General features: G+C 71.5%; 15 protein-coding genes. 8 read left to right on the top strand and 7 right to left on the bottom strand.

Annotation, left to right across the window (positions count from 1 at the left end; translation table 11 throughout):
- Window positions 1-5 precede the first annotated feature (5 nt).
- From tsaE to miaA, 5 genes are read left to right on the top strand one after another with little or no spacing between them, the layout of a single operon-like run.
- Window positions 6-497, top strand: a complete 492-nt coding sequence (gene tsaE / locus Tfont_RS03785; protein ID WP_260682245.1) for a tRNA (adenosine(37)-N6)-threonylcarbamoyltransferase complex ATPase subunit type 1 TsaE — start codon at window positions 6-8, stop codon at window positions 495-497.
- On the top strand, window positions 494-1,690 hold the full coding sequence (locus Tfont_RS03780) for an N-acetylmuramoyl-L-alanine amidase (RefSeq protein ID WP_143968442.1): 1,197 nt from the start codon (window positions 494-496) through the stop codon (window positions 1,688-1,690). The genes tsaE and Tfont_RS03780 overlap by 4 nt, the downstream gene beginning before the upstream one ends.
- 9 nt (window positions 1,691-1,699) lie before the next feature.
- Window positions 1,700-3,616: a DNA mismatch repair endonuclease MutL gene (gene mutL, locus Tfont_RS03775; RefSeq protein WP_143968441.1), complete on the top strand. Its 1,917-nt coding sequence runs from the start codon at window positions 1,700-1,702 to the stop codon at window positions 3,614-3,616.
- A 29-nt stretch (window positions 3,617-3,645) separates the two neighbouring features.
- A complete protein-coding gene (locus tag Tfont_RS03770) occupies window positions 3,646-4,902 on the top strand; it encodes a multidrug effflux MFS transporter (RefSeq protein ID WP_260682244.1) in 1,257 nt (418 codons plus the stop codon).
- A gap of 9 nt (window positions 4,903-4,911) precedes the next feature.
- Complete coding sequence (gene miaA / locus Tfont_RS03765) at window positions 4,912-5,961, top strand: tRNA (adenosine(37)-N6)-dimethylallyltransferase MiaA (RefSeq protein WP_143968440.1); 1,050 nt, start codon at window positions 4,912-4,914, stop codon at window positions 5,959-5,961.
- Window positions 5,962-5,993: 32 nt separating this feature from the next.
- Here miaA and Tfont_RS03760 read toward each other — a convergent pair whose 3' ends face one another.
- From Tfont_RS03760 to Tfont_RS03730, 7 genes are all read right to left on the bottom strand, one after another.
- Window positions 5,994-6,956: an NAD(P)H-dependent flavin oxidoreductase gene (locus tag Tfont_RS03760; protein ID WP_143968439.1), complete on the bottom strand. Its 963-nt coding sequence runs from the start codon at window positions 6,954-6,956 to the stop codon at window positions 5,994-5,996.
- 12 nt (window positions 6,957-6,968) lie between these two features.
- Complete coding sequence (locus Tfont_RS03755; protein WP_143968438.1) at window positions 6,969-8,759, bottom strand: acyl-CoA dehydrogenase; 1,791 nt, start codon at window positions 8,757-8,759, stop codon at window positions 6,969-6,971.
- 60 nt (window positions 8,760-8,819) lie between these two features.
- A complete protein-coding gene (locus tag Tfont_RS03750; RefSeq protein ID WP_143968437.1) occupies window positions 8,820-9,761 on the bottom strand; it encodes an electron transfer flavoprotein subunit alpha/FixB family protein in 942 nt (313 codons plus the stop codon).
- Between the two features lie 17 nt (window positions 9,762-9,778).
- The gene (locus tag Tfont_RS03745) at window positions 9,779-10,528 is read right to left on the bottom strand and encodes an electron transfer flavoprotein subunit beta/FixA family protein (protein WP_143968436.1); all 750 of its coding nucleotides are present in this window, start codon (window positions 10,526-10,528) and stop codon (window positions 9,779-9,781) included.
- Between the two features lie 193 nt (window positions 10,529-10,721).
- Window positions 10,722-12,059 (bottom strand): mechanosensitive ion channel family protein, encoded by a 1,338-nt coding sequence (locus Tfont_RS03740; RefSeq protein ID WP_143968435.1) that lies wholly within the window; start codon window positions 12,057-12,059, stop codon window positions 10,722-10,724.
- A gap of 4 nt (window positions 12,060-12,063) precedes the next feature.
- A complete protein-coding gene (locus Tfont_RS03735; RefSeq protein WP_185974465.1) occupies window positions 12,064-12,861 on the bottom strand; it encodes an enoyl-CoA hydratase in 798 nt (265 codons plus the stop codon).
- A gap of 29 nt (window positions 12,862-12,890) precedes the next feature.
- Window positions 12,891-13,841: a histone deacetylase family protein gene (locus Tfont_RS03730; RefSeq protein WP_143968434.1), complete on the bottom strand. Its 951-nt coding sequence runs from the start codon at window positions 13,839-13,841 to the stop codon at window positions 12,891-12,893.
- 53 nt (window positions 13,842-13,894) lie between these two features.
- Between Tfont_RS03730 and Tfont_RS03725 the strand changes: the two genes are divergently transcribed.
- The 3 genes from Tfont_RS03725 to Tfont_RS14665 are packed head-to-tail and all read left to right on the top strand — an operon-like array spanning window position 13,895 to window position 19,049.
- Window positions 13,895-14,818 carry an AAA family ATPase gene (locus Tfont_RS03725; protein WP_143968433.1) on the top strand — a complete coding sequence of 308 codons (924 nt, stop codon included), beginning with the start codon at window positions 13,895-13,897 and terminating at the stop codon, window positions 14,816-14,818.
- An 8-nt stretch (window positions 14,819-14,826) separates the two neighbouring features.
- Window positions 14,827-15,834, top strand: a complete 1,008-nt coding sequence (locus tag Tfont_RS03720; protein ID WP_143968432.1) for a DUF58 domain-containing protein — start codon at window positions 14,827-14,829, stop codon at window positions 15,832-15,834.
- Entirely contained in the window at window positions 15,825-19,049 is a 3,225-nt protein-coding gene (locus tag Tfont_RS14665; protein ID WP_143968431.1) for a transglutaminaseTgpA domain-containing protein, read from the top strand. Before Tfont_RS03720 ends, Tfont_RS14665 begins: the two co-directional genes overlap by 10 nt.
- The last annotated feature ends 53 nt before the right edge of the window (window positions 19,050-19,102 follow it).

The raw sequence follows: 19,102 nt of genomic DNA, 5'->3' as shown, positions 1-19,102 counted from the left end.
CCCCCATGTCCGCTTGGGTTGCCACCAGCGAAGACGACACCGCCCGGCTGGCCCAGCGGCTGGCCGCGGCCATGCGTGCCGATCCGTCGCTGGCCGACGCCCTGCTGACCCTGCGCGGCGATCTGGGCGCCGGCAAAACCACCTTCGTGCGGCACCTGCTGCGCGCGCTGGGGGTGACGGGGCGCATCAAAAGCCCGACGTATGCGCTGGTGGAGCCCTACGACTTGCCAGCACCGGCGGGTGGCCCCACGATGCCGCCCGCCTGGCATGCGGACCTGTACCGCTTCGACGACCCCCGGGAGTGGGAGGACGCCGGTCTGCGGGAACTGTTCGCATCCCCCGGGCTCAAGCTCGTCGAATGGCCCGAGAAGGCCGGATCGCTGCTGCCCATGCCCGACCTCGACCTGCTGTTCCACCACGACGGGGACGACACCCGCCGCATCGTCCCCACCGCGCACACGCCGCGCGGGTTGGCCCTGCTGGCGGCCCTGTCATGACGACGGGGCCGAACCCCCACCGCCGCGCCGCGCTACGGTGGTTGCGCGCACTGGCGCTGCTGGCGGGCGGCGCCGGGGCCTGGCCGGTCTGGGCCGCGCGGGTGGTGGGCGTGCGCGTGTGGCCCGCGCGGGATTACACGCGCGTCACCATCGAATCGGACACCGCACTGCAAATCACGCCGGTGTATGTGGCCGACCCTCCCCGGCTGGCCGTGGACATCCGCGGGGCGGATCTGCTGCCCAGCCTGCAGGAGCTGGTGCAGCGGGTGCAGCCGGACGATCCGTTCGTGGCCCGGGTGCGGGTCGGCCTGTTCACGCCGGACACGGTGCGGCTGGTCATCGACCTCAAACAACCGATCGGCCCGCAGGTCTTTCAGCTCGACCCCGTGGCCGCCTATCAGCACCGCCTGGTGTTGGACCTATACCCCCTGGCGCCGCCCGATCCGCTGGAGGAACTGATTGCGCGACACGTGGGCCGCGGCTCCGACAGCCCACCGCCGCCAGCCGCGGATCCGATCGCCGAGCTGATCGCCCGGCGCGAGCAGCGCGAGAAGGACGTGGTGCTGGCCATCGCGCACCGGCTGCGCGACCGGCTCGATGGCACGCGCATCAACGGCAACCCGGTGCGCGTGTTCATGACGCGCGACGACGATTACTTCGTGCCCCTGCATGTGCGGGTGCAAAAGGCGCAACGGGTGCAGGCGGACCTGTTCGTCAGCATCCATGCGGACGCCTTTTTCTCCCCGCGACCGCGCGGCGCCAGCGTTTACGCCCTGAGCGACCGCGGGGCCTCCAGCGCGGCGGCACGCTGGCTGGCCAACCGCGAGAATGCGGCCGACCGCATCGGGGGGCTGCCCGTCTCGGTCAAGGACGCGACGGTGCAGCGAACCCTGCTGGACATGAGCATGACGGCGCAGATCAACGACAGCCTCCAGCTCGGCGGGACGCTGCTGCGCGAGATCGACCGCGTCGGCGATCTGCACAAGCCGCGGGTGGAACAGGCGGGCTTTGCCGTGCTGCGGGCGCCGGACATCCCCAGCGTGCTCGTCGAGACCGCCTTCATCAGCAACCCGGAGGAGGAGCGCCGACTGCGCGATCCGGACTTCCAGGCCCGCATGGCCGAAGCGCTGGAGCGCGGCATCCGGCGCTATTTCGAGCGCAACCCGCCGCTGGCGCGCAACCGCGCCGCCTAGAATGGCCGGGTGAACGCGCTGCCGTCCCTTGCTCCCCCCACGCCCCAGCGCCGGGCCATCCGCCCGCTGCCCGATGAGCTGATCAGCCAGATCGCCGCCGGCGAGGTGGTGGAGCGCCCGGCCTCCGTGGTGCGCGAGCTGGTGGACAACGCGCTGGATGCGGGCGCGCGCCAGATCACCGTGCGGCTGGCCGCGGGGGGCGTGCGGCTGATCGCCGTGGAGGACGACGGCTGCGGCATTCCGCGCGACGAGCTGCCCGCCGCCCTGCAGCGGCATGCCACCAGCAAGATCCGCGACTTGACCGAGCTGGAGTCGGTGCTGACCATGGGCTTTCGGGGCGAGGCGCTGGCGGCCATCGCCTCCATCGCCGAGGTGACCCTGCTGTCGCGCCCCGCGGACGACCCCAGCGGCCATGCGTGGAGCCTGGACGCGCGCAGCGGCGAGCTGCGGCCCGCCGCCCGTCCCCCGGGCACCACGGTGGAGGTGCGCGAGCTGTTCTACGCCACCCCGGCGCGGCGCAAATTTCTCAAAAGCGATGCCACCGAACTGGCGCACTGCATCGAGGCCGTGCGCCGCCACGCGCTGGCGCGGCCGGACGTGGGCTTTGCCATCTGGCACGACGGCCGGCTGGTGCAGCAGTGGCGCGCCTGCACCGACCTGGACGCCACACTGGCCTGGCAGCGGCGCATCGCCGACGCGCTGGGGGGCGACTTCGTCGCCGAGAGTCTGCCCGTGGACAGCAGCGCCGGCCCGCTGCGCCTGCAGGGATTGGTGGGACTGCCCGACGCGGCCCGTGCCCGCACCGACCGCCAGTTTGCCTACGTCAACGGGCGCTTCGTGCGCGACAAGGTCATCACGCATGCGGTGCGCAGCGCTTACGAGGATGTGCTGCACGGGCAGCGCCAGCCGGCCTATGTGCTGTTCCTGACCCTCGATCCGCGCGCGGTGGATGTGAATGTGCACCCGACCAAGATCGAGGTGCGCTTTCGCGACAGCGGCGCGGTGCACCAAGCGGTGCAAAGGGCGGTGGAGGCGGTGCTGGCCGCCCCGCGCAGCACCGGGCGCACACCAATGCCCATTGAGGACGCCGGCGCCCCGCCCGAGGCCGTGACCCCATCCCGCGGAGGGCCGGCCGCCGCGGCCCCCGACACCCCGCGACCGCCATCCGTTTGGGACACCACCCGCTACCAGCGCGCGGCCGCCCTGGACTGGCGCGCGCATGAGCCGCAGGCGTGGCCCCGGCTGCCGGGATGGCCCGATCCGCCCGTCCCCGCTGCCCCTACATCCCCGCCTGCCCCCACGTCAGGCGAGCCGACGTTGGACCGCTCGCAGGACTGGCCGCTGGGCCGCGCACTGGCCCAGCTGCACGGCATCTACATCCTGGCGGAAAACGCCCAGGGTCTGGTGCTGGTGGACATGCACGCCGCCCACGAGCGCATCGTCTACGAGCGGCTGAAAGCGCAGTTCGACCGGCTGGGCGAATCGACCATGCCCTGCCAGCCGCTGCTCGTGCCGGCGACATTTGCCGCCACCCCGCTGGAGGTGGCGACGGCCGAGCGCTGCGCCGACGTGCTGCAAGCCCTGGGCCTGGAGGTGGTGCCGTTTTCGCCCCAGACGCTGGCGGTGCGGGCCGTGCCGGCGCTGCTGGCCCAGGCCGACGCCGTGGCGCTGGCCCGCGCGGTGCTGGCAGAGTTGGACCAACACGGCGGCAGCCGCGTGCTGGAGCGGGCCCGCAACGAGCTGCTTGCCACCCTGGCCTGCCACGGCGCGGTGCGCGCCAACCGCCGCCTGACGCTGGACGAGATGAACGCCTTGCTGCGCCAGATGGAAGCCACGGAACGCAGCGACCAGTGCAACCACGGTCGCCCCACTTGGCGCCAGCTCAGTCTGCGGGAGCTCGACGCGCTGTTTCTGCGCGGGCGGTGACGGGCGGCTTGTTGTTACCATCCATAACCATGCAGACCGCCCCCGCCCGTGCCGAGATGACCCCTGGGTGGGTCGTCGTCTTTCTGTCCCTGCTGCTGGGCATCCAGCCATTGGCGACGGACCTGTATCTGCCCGCCCTGCCAGCGATTACGGCGGCCTTTGCCGCGCCCATGTCGCAGGTGCAGGCCACGCTGACCGCGCTGTTGCTGTCCTTTGGTGCCGCGCAACTGGTGTGGGGGCCAGTGTCGGACCGCTTCGGGCGGCGCCCGGTGCTGCTGGCGGGCCTCGGCGCGTATGTGCTGGCCTCGATCGGCAATGCGCTGGCGGCCAACATCGAGCAGCTCATCCTCTGGCGCATCGTGCAAGGCGCGGCGATGGGGGCGTCGGTGATGGGCGCACGCGCCATCGTGCGCGATCTGTATGCGCCGGCGGACGGTGCGCGCATGATGTCCAAGGGCCTGAGCGGGCTGGGGCTGTTCGCCTGCATCAGCGGCCCGCTGGGCGGCTGGCTGACCGAGCACTATGGCTGGCGCGTCACGCTGGCGGCATTGGCCGTGTTTTCGGCCGTGGCCCTGGCCCTGGTGGTGCTGCGCTTTCGCGAGACGCTGCCCGCGCCCAACCCGCAGGCCCTGCAACCGCGCGAGATGCTGCGCATCTGGGGCCGCATCGCGCGCCACCCGACCTTCTGGGCCTGGGCGCTGCTGGCCGCGACCTCCTATGGCGGGCTGTTCACGTTTTTGGCGACGTCGTCCTTCGTCTTCATCACCGTGCTTGGCTTGAGCAAGACGCACTACGGCCTGCTGATGCTGTCGATGTCGATGGTGTACATCACCGGAACCGTGGTGTGCCGGCGCCTGATCCCTCGTCTGGGGGTGCGCCGCACGGTGGCGGTGGCGGCCGGCTTCACCCTCACTGGGGGCACGTTGTGCGGCGTGCTGGCGCTGCTGGGCCTGCACACCACATGGGCCATCATGGGGCCGTATTACCTGTTCATCCTGGCGCACGGGGTGCACCAGCCGTGCGGGCAGAGCGGCGCGGTATCGCCCTTTCCGCAGGCGGCGGGAGCGGCATCGGCGCTGTCCGGCTTCGTCATGATGCTGACCGCATTCGGCATGGGCACGTGGCTGGGCACGCGCATGTCCACCGGAGCAGACACGGGGGTTTATCCGCTGACCAACGGCCTGTGGTTTTGGGCCGTGGTCATCGCCGCCGTGGCGTGGACCCTGGTGCAGCGCCACGGCGAGGTGCGCTCCGCCCCCATGCCGGCGCCGGGGCCGACGCGATAATCGCGCCCCATGCAGCCCGATCACAGCCCCCCGGCGTGCGGCTGGTTGGCGATCGCCGGGCCCACGGCCAGCGGCAAGACCGCATTGGCCCTGGCCATCGCCGCGTGCTGGCCGGTGGAGATCATCAGCGTCGATTCGGCCCTGGTCTACCGCGGCATGGACATCGGCACCGCCAAGCCCACCGCGGCCGAGCGGGCCGCAGCGCCGCACCACCTGATCGACATCCGCGACCCGCGCGAGGCCTACAGCGCGGCCGAGTTCGTGCGCGATGCGCGCCGGTTGGTGGCCGAGATCCGGGCCCGCGGGCGCTGGCCGCTGCTGGTCGGCGGCACGATGCTGTACTTCAAGGCGCTGTTCGACGGGCTGGACGAGTTGCCGCCGGCGCATCCGGCGCTGCGTGCCGCCATCGAAGCCGACGCGCGCCTGCGCGGCTGGCCCGCGCTGCACGCCGAGCTGGCCCGCGTGGACCCGGTGACCGCGGCGCGCCTGCCGCCGACGGACGCCCAGCGCATCGGTCGGGCGCTGGAGGTGTGGCGCGCCACGGGACAGCCGCTGTCGGCACTGCAGCGCCGCTGGACCCAGCCCGCGGATGACAAGGCCCCGAACCCGCTGCACATCGATGGCGTGCCCGGGCGGCTGCTGTCGCTGGAGCCCGATGAGCGGGCCTGGCTGCACCGGCGCATCGACGCGCGCTTTGCCGCCATGCTGGCCGAGGGCCTGGTGGACGAAGTCCGGCGCCTGCGCGCGCGGGGCGATCTGGGCCCCGAACTGCCCTCATTGCGCTGCGTCGGCTACCGCCAGGCGTGGGAGGCCCTGGACGCCGCCGCGGCCCATGGCCACGAGGCGCTGGACGCGCAAGCGCAACGCGCGCTGTGGGAGCGCGGCTGCGCGGCCACCCGGCAGTTGGCCAAGCGCCAGCTCACCTGGCTGCGCTCGATCCCCCAGCGCGAGGCGATCGCCATCGACACCCTGGACGACCCCGTGCCGGCCGTGCTGGCAAGGGTTCGCTCGGCGTGGGGGAATGAGGGCAGCGCCTCATCCCCAGCCACGACCGTCTGACGGGCAGAGCGGATGGCGGCGCGCTTGTATGTTCACACCAGGCCGGCGCACAGGCGTGCACGGGCCTGCGCGTACTCGCGCTTGAGGCGCGCGACCACTTCGGCCGCCGGCCGCACCGCATCCACGACGCCGATGCCCTGTCCGCAGCCCCAGATGTCCTTCCACGCCTTCTTGGCGCCGTCGCCAAAGTTCATCTTGCTCGGGTCGCTCTCGGGCAAGTGGTCCGGGTCGAGACCCGCAGCGCGGATGGACGGCTTGAGGTAATTGCCGTGCACGCCAGTAAACAGGTTGCTGTAGACGATGTCGTCCGAGTTGCACTCGACGATGCACTGCTTGTAGGCGTCGCTCGCGCGTGCCTCGTCGGTGGCGATGAACAGCGAGCCGATGTAGGCGAAGTCCGCCCCCATCGCCTGCGCCGCCAGCACCGCCGACCCCGTGGCCATCGAGCCCGACAGCGCCAGCGGTCCGTCGAACCACTGGCGGATTTCCTGGATGAGGGCGAACGGGCTCTTGGTGCCGGCGTGGCCGCCCGCGCCGGCCGCCACGGCGATCAGGCCATCGGCCCCTTTGTCGATGGCCTTGTGCGCAAAGGTGTTGTTGATGATGTCGTGCAGCACCACGCCGCCCCAGCCGTGCACGGCCTGGTTGACGTCCTCGCGCGCGCCCAGGCTGGTGATCACGATGGGCACCTTGTACTTCTCGCACAGCGCCATGTCGTGCTCGAGCCGGTCGTTGCTCTTGTGCACGATCTGGTTGATCGCAAAGGGCGCGGCCGGCTGCTCCGGATGCGCGGCGTTGTGAGCCGCCAGCGTCTCGGTGATCTCGGCCAGCCATTCGTCGAGCTGCGAAGCGGGCCGCGCATTGAGCGCGGGCATCGCCCCGACGATGCCGGCCTTGCACTGCTCGATGACGAGCTTGGGGTTGCTGATGATGAACAGCGGCGAGCCGATCACGGGGAACGGCACGCGCTGCAACACGGCGGGCAGTCGTGACATGGGTCCGTCTCCTCAGAATGCGTCGAGCGCCATGTCGGCGATGGGGGTGTGGCCGGCCACGATGCCGTCGCGCCAGCCGCCGCAGCGGGTCAGGATGTGGTCGGCGTAGAAGCGCACGGTGGCGATCTTGGCACGCATGAACGCTTCGTCACGACCGGCGGCCAGCTCCCGCTCGGCGGCGAGCAGCGCGCGCGCCATCTGCCAGCCCGCCATCAGGTTGCCGGCCAGCATCAGGTACGGCACGCTGCCGGCGTAGGTGGCCACGGGGTCGGCCTTGGCCTGCGCGGCGATGAAGCGCACCACCTCCTCATAAGCCAGCCGCGCAGCCTGCAGGCGCGCCTGCACGGCGCGCGCCGCCTCGGTGCCGCTGGCGGCCAGCGCGGCCTCCGTGGCCTGGACCTGGGCGGCAATGGCCAGTGCCGTCGCCCCGCCATCGCGCGCGGTCTTGCGCCCGACCAGGTCGTTGGCCTGGATGGCCGTCGTGCCTTCGTAGATGGTCAAGATCTTGGCATCGCGGTAGTACTGAGCCGCGCCGGTTTCCTCCACAAAGCCCATGCCGCCGTGCACCTGCACGCCCAGGCTCGTGACCTCGTGGCTGATCTCGGTGCTGTAGCCCTTGACCAACGGCACCATGAATTCGTAGAAGGCCTGGTTCTGGCGCCGCGTGGCCTCGTCCGGGTGGTGGTGGGCGGCGTCGTAGGCGGCGGCGGCCACCGCGGCCATGGCGCGGCAGCCTTCGGTCAGCGCGCGCATCGTCATCAGCATGCGGCGCACGTCCGGGTGGTGGATGATCGGCGCCGCACCCGCCACGCTGCCATCGACCGGTCGGCTCTGGATGCGGTCACGCGCGTACTGCACCGCCTTCTGATAGGCGCGCTCGGACACGGCAATCCCCTGCACCCCCACGGCGTAGCGGGCGGCGTTCATCATGATGAACATGTACTCGAGGCCGCGGTTTTCTTCACCGACCAGGTAGCCGATGGCGCCGCCGTGGTCGCCGTACTGCAGCACGCAGGTGGGGCTGGCCTTGATGCCCAGCTTGTGCTCGATGCTGACGCAGTGCACGTCGTTGCGCGCGCCCAGCGAGCCGTCCGGGTTGACGAGGAACTTCGGCACGATGAACAGGCTGATGCCCTTGACGCCTTCGGGCGCCCCTTGCACGCGGGCCAGCACCAGGTGCACGATGTTCTCGGCCATGTCGTGCTCGCCGTAGGTGATGAAGATCTTGGTGCCGAAGATCTTGTAGGTGCCGTCCGGCTGCGGCTCGGCGCGCGTGCGCACCAGCGACAGGTCGCTGCCGGCCTGCGGCTCGGTCAGGTTCATGGTGCCGGTCCAGCGCCCCTCGATCATCGGCGGGATGTAGGTGGCCTTTTGCGCGTCGCTGCCGGCCGTCAGCAGCGCCTCGATGGCGCCGTCGGTCAGCAGCGGGCACAGGGCAAAGCTGAGGTTGGCGGCGTTGAGGATCTCGCCACAGGCGGCCCCGATCGTCTTGGGCAGGCCCTGGCCGCCGAACTCGGCGGGGTGCTGCAGCCCCTGCCAGCCGCCTTCGGCGTATTGGCGAAAGGCTTCGGCAAAACCGGGGGTGGTGCGCACCTGACCATCCTCGAACCAGGACGGGTTCTTGTCGCCTTCCCAGTTCAGGGGGGCGATGACTTCCTCGTTCAGGCGCGCGCATTCTTCCAATACGGCCTGGGCGGTCTCCAGGTTGGCTTCCTCGAAACCGGGCATCTGCGCGATCTGGTCCAACTGCGCCAGGTGCTCCATCGCAAAGAGCATGTCCTTGACGGGGGCCTTGAAGGTCATGGGGGGTCTCCTAGGGCAAAAAAAGGGCATCCCTCGGATGCCCGCTTGTCGATGACCGAATCAGAGGGCCTGCACCAGCTCGGGGACGGCCTGGAACAGATCCGCCTCGAGGCCGTAGTCGGCCACGCTGAAGATGGGCGCCTCCGGATCCTTGTTGATCGCGACGATGACCTTGGAGTCCTTCATGCCCGCGAGATGCTGGATGGCGCCGCTGATGCCCACGGCAACGTAGAGCTGGGGCGCGACGATCTTGCCGGTCTGGCCGACCTGCCAGTCGTTGGGTGCGTAGCCCGCGTCCACCGCTGCACGGCTGGCGCCAATGGCCGCCCCGAGCTTGTCGGCCAGCGGGGTGATGACCTCGTTGAACTTCTCGGCGCTGCCCAGCGCCCGGCCGCCCGAGACGATGACCTTGGCGGCGGTCAGTTCGGGGCGGTCACTCTTGGCCAGCTCGCTCTTGACGAAGGTGCTCTTGCCGGCGTCGGCCACCGCGGCCACCGACTCGACCGCCGCCGTCCCACCCGCGCCCGCCGCGTCGAACGCGGTGGTGCGCACCGTGATCACATGCTGCGCGTCGCTGCTCTGCACGGTGGCGATGGCGTTGCCGGCATAGATCGGCCGCTCGAAGGTGTGCGCATCGATCACCGCGGTGATGTCGCTGAGCTGGGCGACGTCCAGCTTGGCCGCCACGCGCGGCGCCACATTGCGCCCGCCCGCCGTGGCCGGGAAGAGGATGTGGCTGTAGCCGCCGGCCAGCGCCAGCACCTGCGCGGCGACGTTTTCGGCCAGGCCGTGGGCCAGCGCGGGCCCGTCGGCGTGCAGCACCTTGGCCACGCCCGCGATCTGGGCAGCGGCCTGGGCGGCGGCAGCGGCCTGATGGCCGGCCACCAGCACATGGATGTCCCCGGCGCCAGCCGCCTGCAGCTTGAGCGCGGCGCCCACCGTGTTGAGCGTGGCCCCCTTGAGGGAGGCGTTGTCGTGTTCGGCGATGACGAGAATGGTCATGGCGGCGTGTCCTTTCCTCAGATGACCTTGGCTTCGTTCTTGAGCTTGTCGACCAGCGTGGCGACGTCGGGCACCTTGATGCCGGCGCTGCGCTTGGGCGGCTCGGCAACCTTCAGCGTCTTCAGGCGCGGCGCCACGTCCACCCCCAGATCGGCGGGCTTGAGCGTCTCGAGCGGCTTCTTCTTCGCCTTCATGATGTTGGGCAGCGTGACGTAGCGCGGCTCGTTGAGGCGCAGGTCGGTGGTCACGATGGCGGGCAGCGACAGCCTGAGGGTCTCCAGACCGCCATCCACCTCGCGCGTGACCTCGACCGCATCGCCCTGCACCTCGACCTTGGAGGCAAAGGTCGCCTGCGGCAGATCGGCCAGCGCGGCCAGCATCTGGCCGGTCTGGTTGGCGTCGTCGTCGATGGCCTGCTTGCCCAGGATCACCAGGCCCGGGGCCTCCTTGTCCACCAGGGCCTTGAGGATCTTGGCCACGGCCAGGGGTTGCAGCTCCTCGTCCGTCTCGACCAGGATGGCGCGGTCGGCACCGATGGCCATGGCGGTGCGCAGCGTCTCCTGGCACTGCGCCACACCGCACGAAACGGCCACGACCTCGGTGGCGACGCCTTTTTCCTTCAGGCGCACGGCCTCCTCGACGGCGATTTCGTCGAAGGGGTTCATGCTCATCTTGACATTGGCGATGTCGACGCCGGTGCCGTCCGCCTTGACCCGGACCTTGACGTTGTAATCGACCACGCGCTTGACGGGGACGAGGATCTTCATGCTTGCTCCTGTGGGTGGTGGGGCAGTGACGTCAACTTTACGTTTACGTCAACGTCAACTGAGCGCATTGTAAGGAGGAAATTCCGTCAAAACGAACGACCGTTCGTTTTTTTGGATTATAGGCGGTCGTCTGGGGCGTCACAACCCCCCGTGGCGCCGACGCGCCGCCCGCGCGACATCCGGCATTGCTGGTTCACGCGGCGCCCTCGCCAGCGGGCGGCAACACGGCCGGGGCCGCCGCGACGGCACCATCCGACGAGGCCCGCACGTGCAGCACGCGCTGCGGGTACGGGATCTCCACGCCGTGCTCGCGGAACAGCTCCAGGATGCGCAGGTTGATCGCCGAGCGCAGGCCGAGCTGGCCGTTTTCCGGGTCGGCGATCCAGTAGCCGAGCGTAAACTCCAGCCCGTCGGCGCCGAAGGCCGACAGCGCCGCCAGCGGCCCCGGGTCGCGCAGCACGCGCGGCTGCTCCAGCGCCGCCTGCTCCAGCAGCCGACGCACCAGCGCCACGTCGCTGTCGTAGGCCACGCCGACCACGGTGGACTGCCACACCTTGGGGTCCGACAGCGAGAGGTTCTCCACCCGCTGCGTGATCAGGATCTCGTTTGGCACGATCGATTCGCGCCCGCTGACGGCGCGGATCACCGTGTAGCGCGCCTTGATGTCGGCCACCACGCCCTCGAAAGTGTCCAGCCGCACCATGTCGCCGATGCGCATGCTGCGCTCGGTCAGGATCACGAAGCCGCTGACGTAGTTGGCCGCGAGCTTCTGCAGACCGAAGCCAATGCCGACGCCGATGGCGCCGCCCAGCACCGACAGCGCCGTCAGGTCGATGCCGACCGCCGACAGCGCCAGCATCAGCCCGACGAACAGCAGCAGCGCGCGCGCGGCGTTGCTGGCGGCCTTGCGCAGCGACAGCGACTCGCCGGTGGCGTCACGCAGCAGGCGCGCCTCGATGGCCGACGACACCCACAGCGCGACAATCAGCACCGCGCCGGCCAACAGCAGCCCCTCGATCAGCGTGCGCACCGAAAGCGTCGTGCCGCCCAGCTTCCACGAGATCTGGTCCAGCTCCGCCAGCACCACCGGCAGCAGCCCGGTGATCCACGCCACCGCCGCCAGCCACGCCAGCCACGAGATGGTGCGCTCCACCGGCCGCAGCCACGCCGCGCCCTTGAACGCCACCTCCAGCACCTTGACGCCGATGCGGATGACCACCAGCGCGATCAGCGCCGGGATGACGACGTGCCACACCGCGCGCGGCGCCCACAGCAGCGTCAGCGCGCGCGCGCCGTAGGCCAGCACCAGCAGCAGCAGCGGGAACAGCACGCCGTCGACGCCGCGGCGGCCGAACCAGATCGAGCGCTCGGCATCCGGGTTGAAGGCGCGCTGCAGCGCCCGCACCGCGAGCCACGCCACGCCGACGCACAGCGCCAGCGCCACCAGCTCCAGCAGCGCGCCGGGCTGCGCGAAGGTCTGCAGCCAGGAGCCGAGGTCGTCGATCGGGGCCGACGCGGCGGGACGGGCCATCCGTTCAGCCCTCCGCGCGCCAGGCCGGCGCGCGCTTCTCGATGAAGGCCTGCACGCCCTCCTGCGCCACCTCGTGCATCATGTTGCAGGCCATGGTCTGGCCGGCGAGCTGGTAGGCGGCCTCGATGCCGGTCTCGCGGTGCTGGTAGAACACCGCCTTGCCCATCGCGATGGCCTCGCGCGGCTTGGCCAGGATGGACACGACCAGCCGCTCCACCTCCGCGTCCAGCGCGTCCAGCGGCACCACGCGGTTGACCAGCCCGCGCTGGCGCGCCTCCTCGGCGCCGATGAACTCGCCGGTCAGCAGCATCTCCATCGCCACCTTGGCCGGCACGTTGCGCACCAGCGGCACGCTGGGCGTGGCGCAAAAGAGCCCCACGTCGATGCCGTTGACACCGAAGCGCGCCTCCTGCACCGCCACCGCCAGGTCGCACTGCGCCACCAGCTGGCAACCGGCCGCGGTGGCCAGCCCCTGCACGCGCGCGATCACCGGCACCGGCAGGCGCTGGATCTGCAGCATCATGCCCGAGCAGCGCGCAAACAGCTGCTGGTAGTACTCCAGCCGCGGGTTGGCGCGCATCTCCTTCAGGTTGTGGCCGGCGCAGAACGCCTTGCCGGCCGCGGCGATGACGAGCACGCGCGCGCCCTCGTCGGCGGCGATCTCGTCGAGCTTGGCCGACAGCGCCTCCAGCATCGCTTCGCTGAGCGCATTGAAGGCCTTGGGGGTGTTGAGCGTCAGCCTGTGCACGCCGCGCGCGTCGCGCGCGTGCAGCAGGATCGGTTCGGCGTCGGGGGTGGTCATCGTGGGCAGTCTCCTCGTTCGTGTGACGGTCAGACGTCGGCCAGCACGCGCACGTGCGCCTCGACGCTGCGCGCCAGCGCGCTGAGGTTGTAGCCGCCCTCCAGCACGCTGACGATGCGGCCCTTGGCATGGCGGCGCGCCACGTCCATCAGCCGCTGCGTGATCCAGACGTAGTCCTGCTCCACCAGCGCAAGCTGGCCGAGGTCGTCCTCGCGGTGGGCGTCGAAGCCGGCGCTGATCAGGATCAGCTGCGGGCGGTGCGCCTCCAGCCGCGGCAGCCACATCATCTCGATCAGCTCGCGCACGTCCATGCCTTTGGTGTAGGCCGGCACGGGCACATTGACCAGGTTGGGGTCGTCGCGGTGGTCCCACTCCGGGTAGTACGGGTGCTGGTAGAAGCTGCACATCAGGATGCGCTCGTCGCCGGCGACGATGTCCTCCGTCCCGTTGCCGTGGTGCACGTCGAAGTCGACGATCGCCACGCGCTGCAGCCCCAGGCGCGCCAGCGCGTACTTGGCCGCCACCGCCACGTTGTTGAAGAAGCAGAATCCCATCGCCCGGTTGCGGCAGGCGTGGTGCCCCGGCGGGCGCACGGCGCAGAAGGCATTGGCCAGCTCGCCGTTGACCACAGCCTCGGTGGCGTCGATCGCGGCGCCGGCCGCGGCCAGCGCGGCCTCCCAGGTGTGGGGATTGAGCGCCGTGTCCGGGTCGACGGACAACGTTTGCGGCCCGCCCGCCGCGATGGCATCGCGCAACTCGTCGCTCAACCCGCGGATGGCCGCGACATACAGCCGATCATGGGCCAGCTCCAGCTCAGCGGCCGAGGCCAGGGTGGCGGTGCGCTGCTCCAGGGCATCGAGCAGGCCGGTGATCAGCAGGCGGTCGTCGATGGCCCCGAGCCGCTGGGGGCACTCCGGGTGGCCGGGGCCCATGTCGTGCCGGACGCAGGCGGGGTGGGTGTAGTAACCGGTCGGTTTCATGGCAGACGGATTGGGGGGCGACGCGCCGCAGCGCTTTCCGGTATGGTCGGGGCATGACCGCGTACCGGCCCCTCATTGCCTCCTTGATGCATCAGCTTACCACGGTCATCGTGGGCAAAGACGACGTCCTGCGCGATGCCGTGACCTGCGTGTTGGCGGGCGGCCATTTGCTGATCGAGGATCTGCCCGGCGTCGGCAAAACGACGCTGGCGCAGGCGTTGGCGCGCACGCTGGGGCTGCAGTTTGCTCGGGTGCAGTTCACGGCCGACCTGATGCCCAGCGATTTGATCGGCGCGTCGGTGTACGACCGGGCGCGGCAGGACTTCGTGTTCCACCCCGGGCCGCTGTTCACCCAGGTGCTGCTGGCCGACGAGATCAATCGGGCCAGCCCCAAGACCCAGAGCGCGCTGCTAGAGGCGATGGAGGAGCGCCAAGTCAGCGTCGATGGCGCCACGCACGCGCTGCCGCGGCCGTTCTTCGTCATCGCGACGCAAAACCCCTTCGAACAATTGGGCACCCACGGCCTGCCCGAGTCGCAGCTGGACCGGTTTTTGATGCGGCTGTCGCTCGGCTACCCCGGCCGCGCGGCCGAGCGCGCCCTGCTGCGGGGCGAGGACCGCCGGCAGATGCTGCAACGGCTGCCGGCGGCGCTCGATGCCGAGGGTTTGCTCGGCTTGCAGCAGGCGGCGGAGGCGGTGGCGGTAAGCGACCCGTTGCTGGACTATCTGCAGGCGCTGCTGGCCGCCACACGCGAGCCGCGCTGGTTTGCCCACGGCCTGAGCCCCCGTGCCGGTCTGGCGCTGCTGCGCGCGGCCCGGGCCCGGGCGCTGGTGCAGGGCCGCGATTACGTGGCCCCGGACGATCTGATCGACGTGCTGGTCCCCGTGGCCGCGCACCGGCTCACACCCGCGGCAGGGGCCGGACGCGATGCGGCGGGCCAATTGCGCGCACTGGTGCAAGCCCTTCCCCTGCCTTGAAAGCGCCCATGGCCCAGCCCCGCGCCCTGGTGCGAAGCCCGCTGGCGCGGCTGCGTGCCTGGTGGCTGGCGCGGCTGCCCGCGGCCGCCGAGCACGCGCTGACCCACCGCAATCTGTACGTGCTGCCGACCCGGCCGGGCTGGATGCTGGGGCTGACGCTGCTCCTGCTGCTGGTGGGCAGCATCAACTACCAGCTCAACCTGGGGTATTTGTTGACCTTTCTGCTGGCGGGCCAGGCGGCGGTCGGGGTGTGGGTCGCGCATCAGAACCTGCGCGGCCTGCGCCTGGGGGTGGACGTCGAAGGCGAGGCATTCGCCGGCCAACCGGTCCGGGTGCGGATCGATGTGCACAACCCAGGGCGCCGCGCGCGCTGGGCGCTGACCGTGCGCTGGGCGCGGGCGGATGCGGACACGGCGTCGGTCGACCTCCCCCCCGGTGAGGCGGTGAGCGTGGCCCTGCCCCTGGTGTTTGCCACACGGGGGCGGCAGCCCCTGCCCCCACTGTCCATCGAGACCCGCTACCCGCTGGGCGCTTTTCGCGTCTGGAGCTGGTGGCGCCCGGCAGGCACGGTGACCGTCTACCCGGCGCCAGAAATCGACGCCCCGCCCTTGCCCGGTGCAGCGGCAACGGACGGCCCCACCCCTCCCCCTCTGGTGGCTTCCAGCGCGGCACCCGCCGCGGTGAGCGACGACGTGCCGGACGCCGTGCGCCCCTACCGCACCGGCGATGCCCCCGCACGGGTGCTGTGGAAAAAAGCCGCCCGCAGCGACGGCGACCCCAGCGGCTGGCTGGTGCGCGAGGCCGCCCAGCGGCAGGCCACGGCTGCGCTTTGGCTGGACAGCAGCACCTGCGGACTGCGCGATGCCGAGGCCCAGCGCGGGCGCCTGTGCGCCTGGGTGCTGCAGGCCGACGCCCGGGGCCTGCGCTACGGGCTGCGGCTGCCCCACCTGGTCGTGGAGCCGGACAGCGGCCCCGCCCACCGCCGGCATTGCCTGGAGGCGCTGGCGTGCCATTGACCCCCCAATCCCCACAGCGACCGAACGTCCGACCGCCGTTCGGCGCGCGGCTGCGCCTGCCGACCCTGCCGCGCGAGACGCGCGACACCTTGTTTTTGCTCGGGGTGATTGGCGCGATCGTCGGCATGCAGACCGGCCATATCCCGGTCTGGACGAGCGCCTTGGCCGCCGCCGTGCTGGTGTGGCGCGGCTGGATCGCGTGGCGCGGCCGGCCGCTGCCGGGCTGGCCGTGGCGGCTGGCGCTAACCGTGGCGGCCGCAGGCCTGACGATGGGCAGCCACCGCACCCTGCTGGGGCCCGAGGCCGGCGTCACGCTCATCGTCGTGCTGCTGACGCTCAAGACGCTGGAGATGCGCGCCCGGCGCGACGCCTACGTGATCTTTTTTCTGGGGTTCTTCACGCTGTGGACGCCGCTGTTGCGCTCGCAATCGCTGCTGACGGCGCTGGGCATCGGTCTGGCGGTGTGGGGCCTGCTGACCGCGCTGGTGCTGGCCCACCTGCCCAACGGCCGCCCGCCACTGTGGCAGGCGGCCCGCGCAGCGGGCGGCATGGCGCTGGCGGGCGCGCCGATCATGGCGCTGCTGTTCGCGCTGTTTCCCCGCCTGCCCCCGTTGTGGGGCATCCCCACCGACAGCACCATCGGCCGCAGCGGGCTGTCGGGGCAGATGCAGGTGGGCGATGTGGCCCAGTTGGCGCTGGATGAGCGGGTTGCGCTGCGGGTGGCCTTTCCCGACGGGGCGCCCCCGCGCGAGGCGCTGTATTTTCGCGGGCCGGTGCTGCGCGTGTTCGATGGCCGGCGCTGGCGACCGCTGCACGGCCCGGATGCAGCCGGCGGCATGCCCCCCATGCTGTTGCAGCAGGACACGGCGGGCCGCTTTCAGCCCACCGGCCCCGGCCTGCGCTACCAGGTGACGATGGAGCCCAGCCTGCGCCCCTGGCTGCTGACACTGGAAGCCACCCCCACGGCCCCGGTGATCACCGCGGCCGGCGCCGGTGTGGGGGGGCTGTCGCCCCAGGCGACGGCGGACCGGCAGTGGTGGCTGCCGCGCCCGATCACCGACGTGCTGCGCTACGAGGCCGTGGCCCACCCCGCGCACCGCAGCGGCGCCGACGCCCCGCGCCAGGCGCTGCATGTGGATCGGGAACTGCCGCCGGGCTACAACCCCCGGACGCTGGCATGGGCCCAGTCGCTGCGGCGCGAGCTGGGCGAGCCCCCCGCCCCAGTCCTGGTCGAAGCCGTCTTGCGCCACCTGCGCGAGGGCGGCTACCGCTACACGCTGGAGCCGGGCGTCTATGGCCGCGACACCGCGGACGAATTCTGGTTCGACCGGCGGGCGGGTTTTTGTGAACACATTGCCTCGGCCTTCGTCATCGCCCTGCGCGCGCTGGACATCCCGGCGCGGGTGGTAACCGGCTACCAGGGTGGGGAGTACAACTCCATCGACGGGCGGTGGACGGTGCGGCAGAGCGACGCCCACGCCTGGGCCGAAGTCTGGCTGCCGGACGCCGGCTGGGTGCGCATCGACCCCACCGCCTATGTCAGCCCCGACCGCACCGCGGCCGGCGAGCGGCTGCGCCCGCCCCCGGGGCTCATCGCCACCGCCATGGTGCGGGTCGATCCGGCCCTGCTGGAGCGCGTGCGCGCGGTCTGGGACGCGGCCAACCAGCGCTGGAACGACTGGATACTGGACTACGGCCCCACCCGTCAGCTCGATCTGCTGCGGCGGCTGGGGCTGTCGGCGACGGGCTGGCAGGATGCGGCGCGGCTGCTGGGCATCGTGCTCGCCGCCGTGGCGGCGGTCGGCGTGGCCGCCCTGCTCTGGAGCCGGCCGCGGGTGGACCGTTGGCACCGGCTGCTGGCCCAGGCGGCCCGGCGTTGGGAACGCGCCGGCGTGCCCTGTCCGAACCCCCTCACCCCCGCGCGGCTGCGCATGGCCATCGCGCAGCGGGTGGGGGACGACCCCGACGGCGTGTACCCGGCCTGGGCCGAGTGGCTCGCGGCGCTCGAAGCGTCGCGCTACGATCCTGCCTGGTCCCGCTCCACCGATTCGACGATGCCGACGCTCACCCCCCTTGCCCGCCGCCTGCGCGATCTGCCCCCACCCCCTGTGCCAGACGGCGGACGGCGGCGCCTTCTGCTGGGTGCCGCGTGGGGGCTGGCCGTGGGCGCCGGCCTGGGCTTGCCGCCGGCACCGGCCCTCGCGCGCAGCAAGGCGGGGCCTGCGCATGCCGCCGCGGCCGCCGCGTATGCCGAGCGCGCGGATGCCCGCGCCCTGGCCGACGCCATCGATGCCGCCGAGGCCTGGGACGACGGCTGGGCGCGCCGCTGGATTGCCCAGGCCCGGCACGACGCGCGCGCCGCGCAGCAGGTCCTGCCGCCGCCGCCCGCGGCGTTCAAGGACTGGGCGGCCTACCGCGCCCGGTTCGTCGAGCCGCGGCGCATCGCGGCCGGCGCTCGCTTTTGGGACGAGCACCGCGCGGCGCTGGCGCGCGCACAGGCCGAATACGGCGTGCCGGCCTGGCTGATCGTCGGGATCATCGGGGTGGAAACCCTGTACGGCCAACACCTGGGCCGCTACCGGACGCTGGACGTGCTGACCACGCTGGCGCTGGACTTCCCCGCCCAGCACCCGCGCGCCGCCGCCCGGCAGGCGTACTTTCAGGGGGAGCTGCGCGCCTTTTTGCGGCTGGCCCGGCTGTCCGGCTCTGCGCCCGACGCGTGGCGCAGCAGTTACGCCGGGGCACTGGGCTTGCCGCAGTTCATGCCCAGCAGCTGGCTGGCCCATGCGGTGGACTTCGATGGCGACGGCCGCATCGACCTGACCGCGAGCGCGGCGGATGCCATCGGCTCGGTCGCCCAATTTCTGCGGGCACACGGCTGGCAGCGCGATCTGCCCGCGCGCTATGGTGTGACCCCGCCGCCCCCCGGCGAGGCGCTGACAGCCTTGCTGGCGCCGGACATCCGGCCCACCTTCACGCTGGACGAGGTGCGCACGCTCGGCGCCCAGCCGGCCGCGGAAGCGGAGGGACACCCGGGCCTGCTGGCCCTGGTGGAGCTGCAAAATGGCGATCCGGCCAATGGCGGCGCGCCGCCCACCTATGTGCTGGGCACCGAAAACTTCTTCGCCCTCACCCGCTACAACCAGAGCAGCTACTACGCGATGGCGGTGCTGGACCTGGGCCTGGCCGTCGAGCGCGCGCGGCAGGCGCGCTGATGCGCACGGGTGTCACGCATGGGTCTGGTCTGCACGGCTTCCGGGGTTTCCCC

The sequence above is a fragment of the Tepidimonas fonticaldi genome (assembly GCF_007556755.1).
GTDB lineage: Bacteria > Pseudomonadota > Gammaproteobacteria > Burkholderiales > Burkholderiaceae_C > Tepidimonas > Tepidimonas fonticaldi.
Note: the sequence above shows the minus strand (reverse complement) of the source record. Positions and strands in the feature narration are given on the sequence as shown.

Bases quoted from the DNA above. Each gene is read 5' to 3' on its own strand.
- tsaE (WP_260682245.1), top strand. From the start codon at position 6: ATGTCCGCTTGGGTTGCCACCAGCGAAGACGACACCGCCCGGCTGGCC.
- Tfont_RS03780 (WP_143968442.1), top strand. From the start codon at position 494: ATGACGACGGGGCCGAACCCCCACCGCCGCGCCGCGCTACGGTGGTTG.
- Tfont_RS03770 (WP_260682244.1), top strand. From the start codon at position 3,646: ATGCAGACCGCCCCCGCCCGTGCCGAGATGACCCCTGGGTGGGTCGTC.
- miaA (WP_143968440.1), top strand. From the start codon at position 4,912: ATGCAGCCCGATCACAGCCCCCCGGCGTGCGGCTGGTTGGCGATCGCC.
- Tfont_RS03760 (WP_143968439.1), bottom strand. From the start codon at position 6,956: ATGTCACGACTGCCCGCCGTGTTGCAGCGCGTGCCGTTCCCCGTGATC.
- Tfont_RS03755 (WP_143968438.1), bottom strand. From the start codon at position 8,759: ATGACCTTCAAGGCCCCCGTCAAGGACATGCTCTTTGCGATGGAGCAC.
- Tfont_RS03750 (WP_143968437.1), bottom strand. From the start codon at position 9,761: ATGACCATTCTCGTCATCGCCGAACACGACAACGCCTCCCTCAAGGGG.
- Tfont_RS03745 (WP_143968436.1), bottom strand. From the start codon at position 10,528: ATGAAGATCCTCGTCCCCGTCAAGCGCGTGGTCGATTACAACGTCAAG.
- Tfont_RS03740 (WP_143968435.1), bottom strand. From the start codon at position 12,059: ATGGCCCGTCCCGCCGCGTCGGCCCCGATCGACGACCTCGGCTCCTGG.
- Tfont_RS03735 (WP_185974465.1), bottom strand. From the start codon at position 12,861: ATGACCACCCCCGACGCCGAACCGATCCTGCTGCACGCGCGCGACGCG.
- Tfont_RS03730 (WP_143968434.1), bottom strand. From the start codon at position 13,841: ATGAAACCGACCGGTTACTACACCCACCCCGCCTGCGTCCGGCACGAC.
- Tfont_RS03725 (WP_143968433.1), top strand. From the start codon at position 13,895: ATGACCGCGTACCGGCCCCTCATTGCCTCCTTGATGCATCAGCTTACC.
- Tfont_RS03720 (WP_143968432.1), top strand. From the start codon at position 14,827: ATGGCCCAGCCCCGCGCCCTGGTGCGAAGCCCGCTGGCGCGGCTGCGT.